The sequence below is a fragment of the Corynebacterium halotolerans genome, assembly GCF_050107895.1.
Taxonomy (GTDB): Bacteria; Actinomycetota; Actinomycetes; order Mycobacteriales; family Mycobacteriaceae; genus Corynebacterium; species Corynebacterium halotolerans_B.
The window spans coordinates 49,294-65,969 of the sequence record NZ_JBNILW010000014.1; the positions used below are offsets into that span (position 1 = coordinate 49,294).

16 protein-coding genes are annotated in these 16,676 nt (G+C 66.1%); 12 read left to right on the forward strand and 4 right to left on the reverse strand.

Translation table 11 applies throughout. The features are described from left to right. Positions 1–61: 61 nt before the first annotated feature. Positions 62–1,585 carry an MFS transporter gene (locus ACQCVD_RS12805; RefSeq protein ID WP_426824152.1) on the reverse strand — a complete coding sequence of 508 codons (1,524 nt, stop codon included), beginning with the start codon at positions 1,583–1,585 and terminating at the stop codon, positions 62–64. A 55-nt stretch (positions 1,586–1,640) separates the two neighbouring features. Between ACQCVD_RS12805 and ACQCVD_RS12810 the strand changes: the two genes are divergently transcribed. Then, positions 1,641–2,195: a TetR/AcrR family transcriptional regulator gene (locus ACQCVD_RS12810; protein ID WP_426824153.1), complete on the forward strand. Its 555-nt coding sequence runs from the start codon at positions 1,641–1,643 to the stop codon at positions 2,193–2,195. A 10-nt stretch (positions 2,196–2,205) separates the two neighbouring features. Here the strand turns inward: ACQCVD_RS12810 and ACQCVD_RS12815 are convergent, their stop codons facing one another. Next, positions 2,206–2,736, reverse strand: a complete 531-nt coding sequence (locus ACQCVD_RS12815; protein ID WP_426824154.1) for a GyrI-like domain-containing protein — start codon at positions 2,734–2,736, stop codon at positions 2,206–2,208. A gap of 218 nt (positions 2,737–2,954) precedes the next feature. Between ACQCVD_RS12815 and ACQCVD_RS12820 the strand changes: the two genes are divergently transcribed. The 7 genes from ACQCVD_RS12820 to ACQCVD_RS12850 all read left to right on the forward strand — a co-directional run bounded on the left by ACQCVD_RS12820 (position 2,955) and on the right by ACQCVD_RS12850 (position 8,408). Continuing rightward, positions 2,955–3,692 (forward strand): glycosyltransferase family A protein, encoded by a 738-nt coding sequence (locus ACQCVD_RS12820; protein ID WP_426824155.1) that lies wholly within the window; start codon positions 2,955–2,957, stop codon positions 3,690–3,692. A gap of 48 nt (positions 3,693–3,740) precedes the next feature. Continuing rightward, positions 3,741–4,730 (forward strand): MDR family oxidoreductase, encoded by a 990-nt coding sequence (locus tag ACQCVD_RS12825; protein WP_426824156.1) that lies wholly within the window; start codon positions 3,741–3,743, stop codon positions 4,728–4,730. 2 nt (positions 4,731–4,732) lie between these two features. Continuing rightward, a complete protein-coding gene (locus ACQCVD_RS12830; RefSeq protein ID WP_426824157.1) occupies positions 4,733–5,047 on the forward strand; it encodes a CHY zinc finger protein in 315 nt (104 codons plus the stop codon). A gap of 140 nt (positions 5,048–5,187) precedes the next feature. Then, entirely contained in the window at positions 5,188–5,616 is a 429-nt protein-coding gene (locus tag ACQCVD_RS12835; protein WP_426824158.1) for a hypothetical protein, read from the forward strand. A 306-nt stretch (positions 5,617–5,922) separates the two neighbouring features. Next, a complete protein-coding gene (locus ACQCVD_RS12840; RefSeq protein ID WP_426824159.1) occupies positions 5,923–6,678 on the forward strand; it encodes an SDR family NAD(P)-dependent oxidoreductase in 756 nt (251 codons plus the stop codon). 169 nt (positions 6,679–6,847) lie between these two features. Beyond that, entirely contained in the window at positions 6,848–7,867 is a 1,020-nt protein-coding gene (locus ACQCVD_RS12845; RefSeq protein WP_426824160.1) for an NADP-dependent oxidoreductase, read from the forward strand. 127 nt (positions 7,868–7,994) lie between these two features. Next, positions 7,995–8,408 carry an MmcQ/YjbR family DNA-binding protein gene (locus ACQCVD_RS12850; protein ID WP_426824161.1) on the forward strand — a complete coding sequence of 138 codons (414 nt, stop codon included), beginning with the start codon at positions 7,995–7,997 and terminating at the stop codon, positions 8,406–8,408. Positions 8,409–8,737: 329 nt separating this feature from the next. Here ACQCVD_RS12850 and ACQCVD_RS12855 read toward each other — a convergent pair whose 3' ends face one another. Further along, positions 8,738–8,983 carry a hypothetical protein gene (locus ACQCVD_RS12855; RefSeq protein ID WP_426824162.1) on the reverse strand — a complete coding sequence of 82 codons (246 nt, stop codon included), beginning with the start codon at positions 8,981–8,983 and terminating at the stop codon, positions 8,738–8,740. On the opposite strand from ACQCVD_RS12855, the gene ACQCVD_RS12860 reads away from it, so the two are divergent. The 4 genes from ACQCVD_RS12860 to ACQCVD_RS12875 are packed head-to-tail and all read left to right on the forward strand — an operon-like array spanning position 8,982 to position 15,544. After that, on the forward strand, positions 8,982–10,466 hold the full coding sequence (locus ACQCVD_RS12860) for a DUF3375 domain-containing protein (protein WP_426824163.1): 1,485 nt from the start codon (positions 8,982–8,984) through the stop codon (positions 10,464–10,466). The two genes, ACQCVD_RS12855 and ACQCVD_RS12860, sit on opposite strands and share 2 nt — an antisense overlap. Then, positions 10,463–11,104 carry a DUF4194 domain-containing protein gene (locus ACQCVD_RS12865; RefSeq protein WP_426824164.1) on the forward strand — a complete coding sequence of 214 codons (642 nt, stop codon included), beginning with the start codon at positions 10,463–10,465 and terminating at the stop codon, positions 11,102–11,104. The genes ACQCVD_RS12860 and ACQCVD_RS12865 overlap by 4 nt, the downstream gene beginning before the upstream one ends. Next, entirely contained in the window at positions 11,104–14,421 is a 3,318-nt protein-coding gene (locus tag ACQCVD_RS12870) for an ATP-binding protein (RefSeq protein ID WP_426824165.1), read from the forward strand. Before ACQCVD_RS12865 ends, ACQCVD_RS12870 begins: the two co-directional genes overlap by 1 nt. A gap of 1 nt (position 14,422) precedes the next feature. After that, complete coding sequence (locus ACQCVD_RS12875; protein WP_426824166.1) at positions 14,423–15,544, forward strand: Wadjet anti-phage system protein JetD domain-containing protein; 1,122 nt, start codon at positions 14,423–14,425, stop codon at positions 15,542–15,544. A 74-nt stretch (positions 15,545–15,618) separates the two neighbouring features. Here ACQCVD_RS12875 and ACQCVD_RS12880 read toward each other — a convergent pair whose 3' ends face one another. Then, positions 15,619–16,665 carry an ABC transporter ATP-binding protein gene (locus tag ACQCVD_RS12880; protein ID WP_426824167.1) on the reverse strand — a complete coding sequence of 349 codons (1,047 nt, stop codon included), beginning with the start codon at positions 16,663–16,665 and terminating at the stop codon, positions 15,619–15,621. Between the last annotated feature and the right edge of the window lie 11 nt (positions 16,666–16,676).

Genomic DNA, 16,676 nt, shown 5'->3' on the forward strand with positions numbered 1-16,676 from the left:
CACTCTGTTTTCTCCGGCCGGGCTCCCGGTCCCGGGACATCCCTGCGGCTCATTCTCCGCGTCAGCTCTTCTGCTCCCGCAGTGTGAGCCAGGCCAGTACGGCTGCCGCGGCCATGAGGGCGGCACCGATCAGGCTGGTGATGAGCACGCCCGAATCGAAGGCGTGCTGGGCCGATTCCAGCAGGCTGGCGCCGGCGCCTCCGCCCAGCTCCTGGGCGATCCGGGTGGCGTTTCCCAGGGTCTCCCCGGCCGAGTCCGCCAGCTCCGCCGGAACCTCTTCCGGCACCTCGAGGTTCGTGCGGTAGGCCAGGTTGAGGATGCTGCCGAGGACGGCGGTGCCCAGGACCGCGCCCGTCTCATAGGCGGTTTCCGAGATCGCCGAGGCGGAACCGGCCTTTTCCGCGGGGACGGCGGACAGGATCAGGTCATTGGAGATTGTCTCCGCACCGCCGATGCCCGCGCCCAGGATCATGAAGGCGATGAGCAGGCCCAGATCCGAACCTTGTCCGCCGGTCAGGGCGATCAACGCGTAACCGACGACATTGAGCAGCAGTCCCCCGGTGACGATCACGGCCGGCTGGAAACGCTGGGCCAGCTTCACCACGAGCAGACCCGCGATGATCGTCACCACCATGCCCGGCACCAGCATCAGTCCGGCCGTCATCGGGGAATGTCCGCTGACCAGCTGCAGGTGCTGGGAGACGAAGTAGAGGAAACCCACCAGGGAGAACACGCTCAGCAGGTTCGCGCCGATCGCGCCGGAGAACACCGGCCGTTGGAACAGGCGCACGTCCAGCATGGGCTCCTCGCGGCCGAGCTGCCGGCGGACGAAGGCTGTGCCCAGGGCGAGGCTGAGTGCGATGGCTGCGACCGGTACCGGCGAAAGTCCCGCCGCAGCCAGCTGCTTGATGCCGTAGACCAGCGGCGTCATGGTGCCCAACACCAGCAGGATGCTCACCGGATCGACCGGGCCCGGGTGCGGGTCGCGGGATTCGGGGATCACCACCGGCCCGAAGACGAGCAGTGGCAGCATGACGGGGATGGCCATGAGGAAGATCGAGCCCCAGTAGAAGTGCTCCAGCAGGAAGCCGCCCACCACCGGCCCCAGGGCCGCGCCGCCGGAGAATCCGGCCGCCCAGATCGCGATGGCGGTGCGCCGCTCGGTGGCGTCGGTGAAGATATTGCGGATCAGCGAGAGCGTGGACGGCATCAGCATGGCACCGAAGAAGCCCATCAGGGCGCGTGCGGCGATCAGTAGTGCGGCATTCGGCATGAAGGCCGCCAATACCGACACCAGGGTGAAGCCGGTGCCACCGATCAGCAGGAGTCGACGCCGGCCGATCCGGTCGCCCAGACTGCCCATGGACACCAGCAGGCCCGCCAGCACCAGGGGGTAGACGTCCACGATCCACAGCAGTTCTGTACCACTCGGCTGCAGCGCTTCCGAGATCTCCGGCAGGGCGAATGCCAGCACGGTGTTGTCGATGGACACCAGCAGGACCGGGAGCATCAGTGCCACGAGCGCCCACCAGCGGCGGGCGTGTGTGGTGTTGACCGAGGGGTGATCGGAACGGGAGAGCCTCATGCAGCGGTACTGTACCGTCTGGACGGTTTAGTGTCGATCCGGTAAGTTCTAGTTCATGTCCGCACGCGAAAAAGTCCTCGATTCCTACCAGGCGATTCTCATCGAGGAGGGGGAGCGGGCGGCGACCATGGACCAGGTGGCTGCCCGCGCCGGAGTGTCCAAGGGTGGACTGTTGTACCACTTCCGGGACAAGACGGCCATGGCTGAGGCGCTTCTGGAGCGGGCGCGCCACCTGCTCGAGGAGGACCTGGCGAAGATGGCGGCGGCTCCGGAGGGGGCGGCCTCCTATTACCTTCGCGGCTCCCTGCTGCAGGACGATCCGCTGGACCGGCTCCTGTTGGCGGCGATGCAGCTGGCCCCGGAGCATGACGCCGCCAAACTCGCGGCCTACCGCGAGGTTCAGGAGGGCTGGTTCCGTCTGATCCGGGAGGAGGTCGGCGATGACGCGATTGCCGACGCCGTGATGCTCATGGGGGACGGCCTGTACTGGAACGCCTCCATGACCAGCACCCTTGGCGACGCCCCGAAGGGCGCCCGGGAAGCGGGACAGGCCCGCATGGCAGGCCTGGAGGGGGTGCTCGACATCCTGCGGGAGGCGGGGCGTCGTTAAGCGGAGGGCGTCAATCGGCGAGCCGGGAGTACAGATCCGTGCGTAGCGTGGTCGGGTCAGCGTCCGGGGTCGGCTCTGTCACGTACACCTCCCAGAAGGGGAGGCTCGGTTGCGTGCCGGAGGCCGCTATCGACTGCATGAACGTCCCCCAGGATTCGCCGAGCCGTTCATAGGGGCCGAGGTGGGAGACTCTGGCGACACGGCCGGCCGGCAGGGTGGACGGGGTCAGGGTCACTCCGGCGTCGGTGGTGAATTCATTGTCCAGCGCGGCGTTGACGGGGACGCCCACCTCGAAGGTCGCGGTGTCGGTGGGCATCCGGTAGTGCAGCGCGAAGGCGGGACCGGCCGGGGTCAGGCCGTGGGCTGCCAAGGCGGGGAAGAGTGCCCGGAAGGTGGCGTCGAAGGTGGACGCCATGTCCGTCATGGGATGGTCCGTGAAGTTCGCGATCACGGTGTGGACCTCCGGAACCTCAAGGAACTCAATATCAGTGATCGGGTCAGTGTGGAGATAGGCGGAATTGGGGATGCCGGGGTGGGTCATGTCCTGGGTCCTTCCGGTTCAGATGAATGGGGGACACTGGGGTCGGGATGTGGCGGGAGGGCGCACTGTGCTGGATCGCCGCCCTGTCTTCCAGGGTACGTTCGGTGTGGCGCGACAGCTGGGGGAAGATGCCCGGGCGGAAATGTTTCACGTGAAACAATGAGGCTCCTCCCAGTTTCCGCTAATTTCGTGCCAACCACCACCCTGAGGGAGCGGAGATGAGCTCGGTCAGTGTCGTCATTCCAGTACGGAATGACGCGATGCTGCTTGCCGGTTGTCTCACTGCCCTGGCGGGGCAGGATCAACCGCCGGAGGAGGTGATCATCGTGGACAACGGCTCCGCTGATGATCTGACGGCTGTGCTCGCGACGCACCCCGAGCTTCCGGTCCGGGTGCTCGTTGAACCGGAGCCGGGCATCCCCATTGCCGCGGCAGCCGGTTATGACGCCGCAGCGGGCGAGTTCATCCTGCGGTGCGACGCGGACAGCAGGCCGCCCCGCCACTGGATCTCCCGCCACGCCCACATCCTGATGGCCGCCGGACCGGAGGTGGTCGGAGTCAGCGGCATCGCCCGCAGCGGCTACGGCAGGAATGTGCTCGGCAGGCTGGCCGGATTCTGCTACATCACCCTCTACCGCAGTTGCGCGGCCGCCGCGCTGGGGCACCACGCGCTCTGGGGCTCGAACATGGCGGTCCGTAGCTCCTGGTGGCGCCAGGTCCGTGGCGGGGTGCATCTGGTGCGCACGGTCCACGATGATTTCGATCTGAGTTTTCAGCTGCGGCCCGGGCAGCGTCTCCTGGTGGACCGGGGCAGCGTCATGCCGGTCAGCTGGCGGGCCCTGCTGTCGCCGCCCCGCATCCTGCGCCAGGCACACTGGGCGATTGTCACGGTGCGGTTGAACTGGAGTGAGCAACCGCACTGGTTGCGGCTCCGACGCCGCTGGTCAGCCAGATGATTGTGCAGCCGCCGCGTCGGGTCCGCCAGCTCGCCTACACTCGGTGGCATGACGAGAGCACTGGTAGTGGACAAAGACAGCTCAGACAACATCACGACCGACATCCGCGAAGTCGGCGACGACTTCCTCGGTGAGGGGGATCTGCTCATCGACGTCGCCTTCTCCAGCCTCAACTACAAGGACGGTATGGCGCTGGCGGGCGATCCGGGTGTGGCGCGCACGCTGCCACTGATCCCGGGCATCGATGTCGTGGGTACCGTCACCGAGTCCTCCTCCGGCCGGTTCCGGGAAGGCGACGAAGTGGTGCTCAACGGCGCCGGCCTCGGGGAGAGACGGCACGGCGGGTACACGGAGAGGCTGCGGATCGCCGCCGACTCCACCATCGCCTTGCCGGAGGCATTCTCAGCGGCGCAGGCCGCCGCCATCGGCACCGCAGGCTTTACGGCGGCGCTGTCCGTCGACGCCCTGGTGCAGCAGGGCGTCAAGCCGGAAGACGGGGACATCCTGGTCACCGGCGCCACGGGCGGCGTGGGATCGGTGGCCCTCCACCTGCTCAGCCGGCTCGGCTACCGGCCGGTCGCGTTGACCGGACGCGTCGAGGAACACGGCGAATACCTGCGCGGGCTCGGCGCCGTGGACGTGCTGGACCGTGCCGAGTTCGAGGAGGCCGAAAAGCCGATGCAGAAGACCCGGTTCGCCGGGGTGCTGGACACGGTGGGCTCCCACATCCTGGTCAACGCCCTCGCCCAGACCCGGTGGGGCGGCGTGGTCACCGCCTGTGGCATGGCCCAGGGGCCGGATCTGCCCGGCAGTGTCCTGCCGTTCATCCTGCGTGCGGTGCGGCTCATCGGCATCAACTCCGTGGACGCGCCCCTGGAACTACGGGAACGGGCCTGGAGCCTGTTGGCGGAGCACCTCGATCCCACCGTGCTCGAGGGCTTCACCGAAACCCTGACGCTGGAGGAGGTCGCCGCGGCGGGGGCGGACCTGCTCGAGGGCAACCGCCACGGCCGGGCCGTCGTGAAACTGGGGCAATAGCGGTGGGCGTCCGTATCCGGGGCACGGCGGTCGACGGGCAGGGCAGGTGCGCGCACTATCACTCGGAGTGGGACATCATCGCGAACCGCTGTGCCACCTGTGACACCTGGTGGGCCTGCTTCCGATGCCACCGTGACCACGCCGATCACCCCTTCGGACGCGTCGTCGCAGACTCAGGGGTGACTGGTGCCAGATGCGGAGCCTGCGGCCACGAGATGAACTACGCTGAGTACTCCGCAGCGACCCGGTGCCTGAAATGCGGGCATCCCTTCAACCCCGGCTGTGCAGCGCACGCTCCGCTCTATTTCGAACTGTGATCGGCGGCTGCGGTTGACTGCCGGGAGGCGCGCGGGAACAATTGACGTGTCATCATGTTGCATGAAGAAGGACCCGCACCCATCCGCGGTTGCGGGGCCCTCACCCGTAGAACACCAAGAAGAAAAGACAGGAAACACAGATGAGCCTTCCGAACATCATTCTGCGCGGCGTCTCCGGCGCCTACATCCTCCAGTCCGGCGTGGGCAAGCTGGGGCTGCCCGCGGAAGCTGCCGCCGGTATCCAGGAATTCGCGGCCACCGGCGTCCCGGCGGTGAAGAAGATGTCCCCGGAGACCTTCGGTAAGTTCCTCAGCTACTCCGAGATCGGCATCGCCGCCGCCCTGCTGACCCCCTTCGTGTCGAACCGGGCCGCCGGTGCGGCCATGGGCACCTTCTCCGCCGGTCTGCTCGCCATCTACTTCCGTAACGAGGCCATGACCCAGGCTGACCGCCTCCGTCCGTCTGAGGCCGGCACCGGTCTGTCCAAGGACCTGTTCATGGCCGCTATCTCCGGCGCTCTGTTGACCTCCAAGTCGAAGAAGAAGGCCAAGAAGGCCAAGAAGAAGTAGCCCTTCCCGGGCCGTCGCCTGGCTGGTGGCCCGGCCCACCCGGGTGTAACGACGCCGCGGGCGGAACCTGTTGGTTCCGCCTGCGGCTTTTTTCATCTGGTGTTGTTTCTGGCCTATCTATACAGATCCTGAAATGCCGACCGAACGAAGGCGTGGGGCAGAGCAGGCGACTTCCACCGGCTGACAGTGACCGTTCGCGCGACCGGAAGCATGCCGGACCAATAGTATGAAGCGGATGAGAAGGACGCCGAGTTCTCCGGTGTCCATGACGACGGAGCCCGGGTGTGGAAGGTCGGAAGGAGAGGGATGGAGCTGGCAGGAAAAGTTGCTGTGGTCACTGGTGGGGGACGCGGCATCGGCAGGGGAATAGTTGATCGCTTCCTGGCCGCAGGAGCGAAAGTGGCGGTCCTGCAACGTCGCCCCCTCGACGAGAAGCTGGCGGAGCACCCAGATGTTCAGCATGTCCCCGTGGAGCTGCAGGACACGGAGGAAATCCGTACCGCGGTTGATGAGGCGGCGGAGCATTTCGGCGGGATCGACATCCTGGTCAACAACGCAGGGATGATGTTTGAGGCCAGCATCTCTGACATCACGCCGGAACAATGGGATCTCATGATGGCGGTTAACCTTCGCGCACCCTTGTTTCTCACGCAGGCGGCCCTACCTCATCTACGGAAACGGGGAGGCGGCAGCATCGTCAACATCGGTTCCATTGAAGGTATCGGAGCGAACCCGCAGCATGCCGCCTACTCCGCTTCCAAGGGTGGAATTCACGGCATGACCAAGGCGATGGCGGTGGATCTGGGGACCGCCAATATTCGCTGCAATGCCGTCGCGCCGGGGTGGATCAGCACTGAACTGAGTGAGGACTACCTGACAGGCATGACTGACTCCGCCGCCGCCCGCGCTGCCCTGAATGATCTGCACCCGGTGGGCAGAGTGGGGACCCCGGAAGATATCGGGGACCTCGTCGTCTTTCTGGCGGGTGACAGTGCCCACTTCTTGACCGGAGAGGTCATTGTCCTCGATGGTGGGCGGACTGCTCGGCTCTCTTCTCCGTAAGCCTGCTGTCCTCGCTGTGCTCCTGGTCGTGGCTGTCCCGTGGCTGTCCCCGTGGTCGAGCAAAATTTTCCGGCCGTTACCAGGTTGCAACTGAGATTCCGGAATCTTCCGGGGAACCCGTTCGTTGTTCCACTATCAGGAACAACACCCGATCGAGGAGGGGTTTGCCATGTCAGAAACGAATCAGACCATCAGCACCCAGATCGAGCTGGCCAGTCGGCCACGGGGGCTGCCCACACCGGACAACTTCCGTAGGGTGACCGTGGAGCTGCCCGAGCTCGCCGACGGCGAGGTTCGGGTACGGAATGAATTCATCTCCGTCGACCCTTATATGCGCGGCCGAATGTCCGGTGCCAAGAGTTATGTTGCGCCCTTCGAGCTGGGTGAGACGATGACCGGCGGCGCCGTCGGCACTGTGATTGCGTCCCGTTCCGACGACCTGCCGGTGGGCACGCTGGTCACCAGCATGCACGGTTGGCGCGACATCACCCAGGGGCCGGCGGGGGACTTCGCTGTCCAACCGGACCTCGGTGGCGTGCCGCACTCGCTCTATCTCGGGCTGCTCGGGATGCCCGGGTTGACCGCGTATGTGGGGCTGACCAAAATCGCCGGGATCAATGAGGGCGATGTCGTCTTTGTGTCCGGTGCAGCCGGCGCGGTCGGGTCCACGGTCGGGCAGATCGCCCGGCTGTGCGGGGCCTCCCGGGTGATCGGATCGGCGGGCGGTGAGGAAAAGACCGCACTGCTGGAGGAGAAATACGGTTTCGACGCCGCGCTGAACTACAAGAAGGGGACGCTCCGGCAGCAGCTGGCCCACGCCGCCCCAGAGGGGATCGACGTCTATTTCGACAATGTCGGTGGCGATCACCTGGAGGCCGCGCTCGACGTGCTCAAGCGCTATGGCCGAGTGGCTGTGTGCGGGGCGGTCAGCCAGTACAACGATGAAGACCCGCAGCCGGGTCCCGACAATCTGGGGCAGATCGTCAAGAAATCCCTGCGGTTGCAGGGGTTCATCGTCGGTGACTACCAGGAATACGCCGAGGAATTCCGCCCGAAAATGTCTGAGTGGTTCAACAACGGCCAGATCGTGTGGGATGAAACCGTGGTGGAGGGGCTGCCCAACGCTCCCGACGCCTTCATCTCCCAGCTGCAGGGCGGTAACACCGGCAAGATGGTGGTCAAGATCTGATCAGCGGGGTTCCTGCGACCTGGTTTCCTGCGATGAGTCTGCTGTTCCCGCGCCGCCCAGTGGGGTATCCCTATGCTGGTGGTTAAACGTGACCGCCCGGCACCGACCACGAAGGGACGTCAGACTCGTGAAGAGTGGAAAAAACCTGCAGAAGGCCGCCCGGAAGCGCGCCGAGAAACTGCCCGGTGCCCGCCTGGAGCACCCGTTCGGCTCCGATTACGACGTCTATGAGGTCGGCGGAAAGGTTTTCCTGCTGCTCACCAGGATCCCCCGGGACAGCACCGGCCAGGGAATCACCGATGAGATCCGTGGCAAGCGTGTCATGGTGGTCAAGGCGGATCCAGCGGATGCCCTGGCCCTGCGCGGGGAGCACGCCGAGATCATTCCCGGCTACCACATGAACAAAGAGCATTGGATCACCGTCGCCAATGGTGATCGCATCAAGAAGAAGCTGGTCAAGGATCTGGTCTCCGATTCCTACCGGCTGGTGGTGGGGACTCTGCCCCAGGCGGAACGGCCGGCGGATTCTGACGAGGGCTGAGCGGATGAGAAGTGGCCCGGGACCTGCGGGGATCCCGGGCCGCTGCGGTGGGCGCTGACCATTACTGAATGACGATGCACTCACCGAAGCTGAGGCAGTTGATCATCTGCAGCAGCTGATCGATGAATCCACCGAGGCCCGGTTCGGGCATGACGTTGAGGAACATCGAGCCGTCTCCTTTCCGCATCGGCGCGTCTTCAGAGCAGGGGGCAGGTCGAGGGATGCGCCGTTCCACCTGTCACTGTCCGTGACTTAGATTACTATTTCACTCTTCGGGAAAATAGGGACGCGTCACGCACTGACGCTGCGGTGACTACCGCGCCCCACGATCACTTCCGCAGCCGCCGGTAGGCCCGGGCGGACAGTGGCAGGAAGATCGCCGTGAGCACCAGTGGCCAGATCAGTGCCGCCCAGACGGCGTGCTCCGCCAGAATCCCGTCGGTGACACCGGTGGGGTTACCGAAGAGCCCACGTGCCGCGGTCGCGGTGGCGCGGCGTCGATAAGCGCTGGTACTCCGGAAAGCCGCGGCCCCCGGATTCTTCTGGAATAGTCGGGGCCATGAGGTCGATGGCATGAGTCTGATTTCTCACGCGCTGGGGTTCGCGCGGTTTCGGCGGGAATCTCCGGTGATGGCGCTGCTGCGCAGCGAGAATCTGCCGGTGGTGCTCTCAGTGGTGGCGCAGTATTTCCCGCAGGGCACGACGATGCGCCCCGCCCAGGAGATCTACCCCCTGCTGGACGAGGGGCTGCGCCAGTTGCGCGGCGAGGGGTTCAGTCTGCCGAAGGGACCGCAGGATTATGTCGGCGATTGGATCCGCAATGGTTGGCTGGTGCGCCGCCCGGGCACCTCCCGCACCGGTGAGACCCTGGAACCCAGCGAGGACGTGCTGGCGGTGCTCGATGCGCTGCAGCGCTGGGACAGTCCACACCGTTCGGTCTCCGCTTCGCGGATTGAGTCCCTGTCCCGGGCGCTGCAGACCCTGGCACGGGAATCAGACCCGGACGTCGGCAAGCGGCTCGGGGAGCTGGAACGCGAACGCGACGAGATCGAGCGCCGCATCGAGGCCACACACCGCGGGGAATTCGAGGTGCTCACCCCGGCGCAGATCACGGAGCGGGTGGCGGACATCCTGGATCTGGCAGCGTCGATCCCCGCGGATTTCGCACGGGTGCGCCACGAGTTGGGGGACCTGAACCGGCAGTTGCGCAGGCAACTGCTGGACCCGGAGGATTCTCGCGGTGACGTGCTGGAGGAGATCTTCCGCGGGGTGGACCTGATCGGGGACTCCGATGCGGGCCGCAGCTTCAACAGCTTTTTCGAGGTGCTGCTGGACCGGGAGCGCTCCGCACTCATTGACCGGTGGATCACCGAGGTGCTGGGCCGGGAGGAAGCACAGGACGTGCCGGAGCTTCTCCGCACCGGTCTGCACCGGGTGTTCCGGGACATGGAGGACGCCAGCTATGAGGTCAGCCAGGAGATGACCGGTCTGGCGCGCAGTCTGCGCCACTATGTCACCAGCGAAGAATTCGCGGAAAACCGCCGGATGGTGCAGTTGCTGCGGGCTACCCGGTACGCGGCCGCCGAAACCGGGCAGAAAGGTTCCGTGTCGGCGCTGCACCAGATGGAAACCCCACTCGTGCGCATCGGCATGCAGCTGCGGTCCGTGGCGGGGATGAAGCTGCGCAATCCCGGCGAGGAACGTGTGGAGGAAATCCCCGAGCCGGTGGACGAGGTGGAGCTGGACACCGGGGCCCTCATGGAACAGATCCGCGCCAGCGAGATCGACTTCGAGGAGCTCGAGGAGTCCGTGGCAACGGCACTGGCGAAACAGCCGGCGGCCACCATCGCCGAAGTCCTGGAGATCACCCCGGCCAGCCAGGGCTTGGCCAGCGTGGTGGGACTGCTGTACCTGGCGATGACCCGGGGCGTACCCACCGGCCGCGCGCAGACCGTGCAGTGGGAGGATGCTGGGGAGAACCGGATCGCCGGACCTTACCGGGTCCGCATCAGCGGCTGGCAGTTCATTCGCGGCGGAGATGAGGAGACCTTGGCATGAGCACTCCAATGTGGCCGGAGGACAGCGGCACGTTGTCCTATCACTCCCGCCGGGCTCTGGTGCAGTTGCTCAAGGGGCCGATGGTCACGGCGCAGGAGCACCCCCAGGTGTGGCAGGCGGTCGTCAGTGACGAGGAGGCCCTGCGGTCCTGCCTGCACAACGTCTTTCTGGACCTGGTCCTCGATGAGGACGCCGGTATTGCCTTCCCTCGGCCGGCAGCCGGTGGACAGGACGTGGACACCGGTGAGGGCAAGCGGGCCCCGATGCCGAAGGTGCTGCGCACCGAGACCCTGACCCACTGGGACACGCTGATCATCCTGCATCTGCGTCAGGAGCTGGCGTTATCCGCGCCGGGAGAACGCGTGATCGTGGACCGCGGCGAACTGCGGGATCAGGTGTTGCTCTACCGTCCGGACCGGGAACGGGATGAGTCGAAGCTGTCCCGGCGCTTCGACGCCGCCTTCCGCCGAATGGTGGACTACTCGCTGGTGCGCCCCACTGAAACCGAGGAGCGCTTCGAAGTCTCACCCGCCCTGCGGCAGATCTTCGACGCCGCCACCGTGGAGGGTGTGCGCGCCGAGTACGAGCGGTTCCGGGTGACCGAAGATGACGAAGATTCCGCAGACGAGGGGAAATAGTGAACATCCATCCCGGACAGTACCGGCTCTCCCGGATCCAGCTGATCAACTGGGGCACCTTCGAAGGCAGCGTGGACATTCCCGTGACACGGGAGGGCTTTCTGGTCACCGGAGGTTCCGGCTCCGGTAAGTCGACGCTTATCGACGCCGTCACCGCCGTCCTCCTGCCCGGTGACCGGGTGCGTTTCAACGCCGCCGCCCAGGCGAATACCCCACGGGGCAAGGGGCGCAACCTTGTCTCCTACGTCCGCGGCGCCTGGCGTTCCCGCGAGGATCACGCCTCCGGCACCGTGGTGGCCACTTATCTCCGTCCCCGGGCCACCTACTCGGTGGTGGGTCTTACTTACGAGGACGGTGAGGGCGGGGCCCACACCCTGGTGGCCATGTTCTACCTGAAATCCGGACACAACTCACAGGCTGACGTGACCCGCTTCTACGGGATTTTTCCCGCGGACCACACCGTCTATGACCTGGTGGAGTTTCTGCGTAGCGGCATCGACAAACGCCGGATCAAGGCGACATTCAAGGACGCCACCTTCTCGGAGAACCACTCGGTGTTCGCCGGCAAGTTCCGGTCACGGCTGGGCATCGCCAGTCAGGAGGCCCAGTACCTGCTGCACCGCGCCCAGTCCGCGAAGGACCTGCAGAGCCTGGATGATCTCTTCCGGGATTACATGCTGGAGGAACCCGACACCTTCCAGGTGGCCGAGACCGCCGTCGAGCAGTTCCGGGATCTGGAGGGCGCCTATGAACGGGTCGAGGACGTGCGGTCCCAGGTGGCGGCGCTGGAACCGTTGGCGCAGCTGAAGCAGCGCAAGGACAAGGCGACGATCGGCAGGGAGCACACCCTGGGGCTGAAGCATGCGCTGCCGACGGTGGGCAACCGCATCAAACGGGAGGAGCAGGAGGTGCTGGTCCGCCGTTACAGCATTGAACACTCGGCGGCGGTCTCGCGGTTCGAATCCGCCGGGAAACGACGCGACCACGCCCGGGATATGGAACGAATCGCCCGGGATGCAGTGGACCGGACCCTCGGCGCGCGGCACGGGGAGCTGAGCGCGCGTCGGGAATCTGCAGCGGAGAAACTGGAAGCCACCGAAACCCACCGCCGCCGGTTGATGGACGCTGTCGAGGGAATAAACGGGACGGGGCCCGAGACCGCCGAAGATTTTCTGGTGGTGGGCAACGCCGCCCGCGTCATCGTGGATGAGTATCCGGCCAACCGTGCCGTCCTGGAGGAGCGCAGCGAGGACGCTGTGGAAGCCCGCACCCGTGCCCGGGACGAGCACGGGCGGGCCGAACATGAGCTGAGCATGCTGAGCCGGGGTACCAGCAACCTGGACTACCGGTTGCTGGAGGTCCGGGAACGGATGTGCGGCGCTCTCGGGCTGAACCTCCGCGAGGTCCCCTTCGCCGGCGAACTCATCGACCCGGTGGACGAGGAGTGGGAACCGGTGGTGCAGCGACTGCTGGGAGGTCTGGCCGCCACCCTGCTCGTACCGGACACCCTCCTCCCGCGGGTCCGGGACTGGGTCAACGCTGAACACCTGGGAGCCAGGCTGAAGGTCAATGGCGTGAACACGGCCGCCGAGCAGTCCTCTCCGCGGCAGGCGCACAACGCACTGCCCCGGAAGGTCGAGGTCATCGCCTCGCCCTTCCGTGCCTGGCTGAACGCGGAACTGGGACGCAGTTTCAACATCCTGTGCGTGGACAGCCCGGCGGACTTCGAGAAGTTGGGGCCCCGGGACAATGCCGTGACCATCCGGGGTCTGCGCCGCTACGCCCACCGTTCCGGCGATGACACGGAGCGGCTGGAGAAGGATGACCGCCGGGCCCTCGGGGACCGCTCCACCTACCGACTCGGCTCCACCAACCACGAGAAGATCGAACTGCTGCGGCAACAGGTCAAACAGAGCGCAGCCAAGGTGCAAGCGGCGGTTAACCGCCAGCAGGAGGCGAAGGCTCAGATCGACGCCCTGGACCAGGAGCACCGGGCTGCGGAGCTGATCCTGGGCACCAGCTGGACGCAGGTGGACGTCCACTCCGCCCGGGGTGCTGTCGAGGATCTGGATCGGACGATCCAGGAGCTGAGCACCACCCCGGAGGCTGCGGAACTGAATGCCCGGCTGGAAAAGGCGAGAAGGGAACTGGCAGCGGCCGAGACCCAGTGGCAGGAGACGCACAGCGAAGTATCGGTCCTGAGCAGCAAACAGGAGAGCGCGCGGCAGGAATTGGAGCGCCTGCAACAGATCCCGGAACAGGAGGTCGAGGAGCCGGTTGCCCGCGAACTGGAAACCCGGCTGGCGGACGCCACCAGACGGGTCCACGCAGGCAACGTCGACGAGCGAACCAGCCAACTCCGGGATGAACTCGACACCGAGATCGCGGGATTCGATGGCACCCTGAACACCGCGAACACCCAGATCGTGAACACCCTGAGCCGCTACCTGGAGAAATGGCCGGCGGCGAAAGCCGATATCCAGCCCCAGCCCGACTACATCGGGGAAGCGCTCAATCGCCTGGGTACGTTGCAGGGCGACCGCCTGGCGGAGTTCACCGCGAACTTCCTCAGCCTGATGAATGACATGTCCACCCGTAATCTCGGGCAGATCGCCCGTGCGCTGCGGAATGCGCGCCGGGAGATCGAAGAACGCATCGACCCGATCAACCGCTCCCTGGAACGTTCCGAATTCAACACCGGTAGTTTCCTCCACATCCAGGTCCGCGACCGGCGCGGGGACATCGTCACCGAGTTCCAACGCGACCTTGATGCGGCCATCAGCGGCGGGTTGGGCGTCAGCGACGAGAAGCAGGCCTTCGACCGGTACCAGGTCATTGCCAAGCTCATCCGGCGCTTGGGCTCCCAGGACTCCGGGGACACGCGGTGGAAGGGGCTGGTGCTGGACACCCGCCGGCATGTCAGCTTCATTGGTCTGGAACGTGACAGCGTCGGCGAGACCATCAACACCTACGTCGATTCCTCCTCGTTGTCCGGGGGACAGGCTCAGAAACTGGTGTTCTTCTGCCTCGCCGCGGCGCTGCGTTACCAGCTGGCGGAACCGGGTGCCCAGTACCCGACCTACGCCACGGTCATCCTCGACGAGGCCTTCGACCGTGCCGATCCGGCGTTCACCCGCCAGACCATGGACGTGTTCACCAGTTTTGGTTTCCACATGGTCCTGGCCACGCCGCTGAAACTGATCCAGACCCTCGGGGCCTATGTCGGCGCCACCGTGGTGGTCAACTATCAGGAAGCCCCGGACGGGCACGGCGAGATCCGCGGCACGTCCCGGCTGTCCCGCATCGAGAAGGCTTAATGTGCTCCCGCTTATCGACGCCCGCGCCCGTGCCCTCCGCTACTACCGCACCCACGAACGTGAGCTGCTGTCCGGGCAGTTTCCCGGGTACGGCTTCCCGCTGCACCCGCCCACGGCCGCGAAGGCCGCGGCTGATGTTGAGGCGACCAGGGCGTTCATCCGCCAGTGGCAGGATCAGCCGGGCGTGGAGCTGGTCACGCGGAACTGGTCGGCGGTGGGGTTGGGGCGACAGCAGGTTCCGGTGCGGCTGCAACTGGACTCGGTGGCTGCGTTGGCGGGATTCGCCGAGGTCCGGGAAGAGTGGGAGGCCCTCGTGCAACGTCATGATCTGCTGGTGACGGTGGTCGGGGCGTCCGCTCCCGTGGTGGCTGCGCTGCCACTGTGGCGGGGATCTGAGCTGGCAGACCTACGTCTGGCGGGCGAGGTCGTCGAGTGGTTCGAAATTCGCCCTGCCTCCGGACTATTGCCGCGGGCCGTGGCCGTGGAAGGCATGCACAGCAAGTGGCTGGAGCGGCACCGGCCACTGGTGGAGACCCTGCTGGCGGGTCGACGCGGGGAGATCGGGCGTGCCGACCTGGGATTGACTGTGCCGGAGGTGCGGGTGCGGCTGCGCTTCGCTGCCGTGGATGCACCCGCCGGCCTGCACGATATCGAGGTGGTGCTGGGCGACATGGAGGAGTTGGCGGCGCCACGGGCGGTGGTGATGGTGGAGAACCTTGAGAGCTTCCTGGCACTGCCCACCCGACCCGGCGTAGTCCTGGCCTGGGGAGCGGGCTACCGGGCCGTCGATATTGTTCGCGCTCCCTATTTTCACACCGCGCCCCTGATCTACTGGGGCGACCTGGATGCCGACGGCTACGGGATCCTTGATGCCGTTCGTGCTGTTGTCCCAGCGGTGCGTTCTGTTCTCATGGATGACGTGACCGTGCAGCGGTGGCGGCACCTCGGGGTGACGGACCGGGACTTCCGGGCCCGGGAATACGCTCGGCTGACGGATGCCGAATCCGCGGGCCTGGAGACACTGATTCAGACGGGTCATCTGCGCATCGAGCAGGAGCGGATCCGTTTCGATGCCGCCGTGGCTGCCGTGGACGCGCAGCTGGCGGAGCTGTCAGGTGAATGAACCGTGTGTAATCCGCGGGCCGAAACAACTACTCGAACAACTCTGTTCAGGCTCTGCCACGCAGGCGGTGGAGCCTAATCCGGATACACCAATGGCCGGGTGATGCTGAGTGAGACCGCGTCGTTGATTTCCGGGCGCGTGCCGCTGACCTCGGCCCGGATGCTGTGACCGGATTCTGTCGTGAGCGTCAGGCTGAAATTCCCCCGGGCATAGAGCACCGATGCCACCGTGGCCGGGGCCGTCCCGGGAGTTCCCGGCGGAAGCACATCCACCATCTCGGGCAGCACTGCCAGCTGCACACCTCCTCCTCCGAGGAAACCCACCGGTTCCACCTCGGCCACCGGCCAGGAAACGCCGAGCTCGGCGCAGGTGACCCGGGCGTCGTCACGCGTGGCGGGCAACACCGTGGCATCCGCGATGAAGGCGGCGACCCGGGCGGTGGCGGGGCGCCGGACCAGCTCGTCCGGTTCGGCGATCTGCTGGACCCGGCCATCCATGAGCACCACCACGCGGTCAGCCACGGAGAGCGCTTCGGCGCGGTCGTGGGTGACGTGCACGGCGGTCAGCCCCTGCCTGCGGGTGAGACTGACCAACTCGCGGCGTAGGGAATCGCGCAGTGGCTCATCGAGGGCGGACAGGGCTTCGTCGAGCAGCAACACGGTGGGATCGGCGATGACGGCTCGCGCCAGGGCCACACGTTGCTGCTGACCACCGGAGAGGCTGGCGGGTCTGCGGGTGGCGTAACCGCCGAGCCCCACCAGCTCCAGGACGGCGTCCACCCGCCGGTTCCGTTCGGCTCTGGGCACCTTCGCCTGTTTCAGGGGATAGGCCACGTTGGCGGCCACGGACATGTGCGGCCAGACCGCGTGCTGCTGGAAGACCATGCCCAGGCGGCGCTGCTCGGGTGGCACGTCGGTGACGTCGCGGCCGTCGATCGCGATGTGCCCGGCACTGGGCCGGAGGAAGCCGGCGATGGTGCGCAGCAGGGTGGTCTTCCCGGACCCGGACGGACCGATCAGCGCCAGGAACTCCTGCTCGGCCACGGCGACGTCGACTCCGGCGAGACCGGTGGTGCCGTCGGGAAAGGTGACCGTGAGGTCGTGGATGTCGATCGAGGCCACGTGGGCTCCTT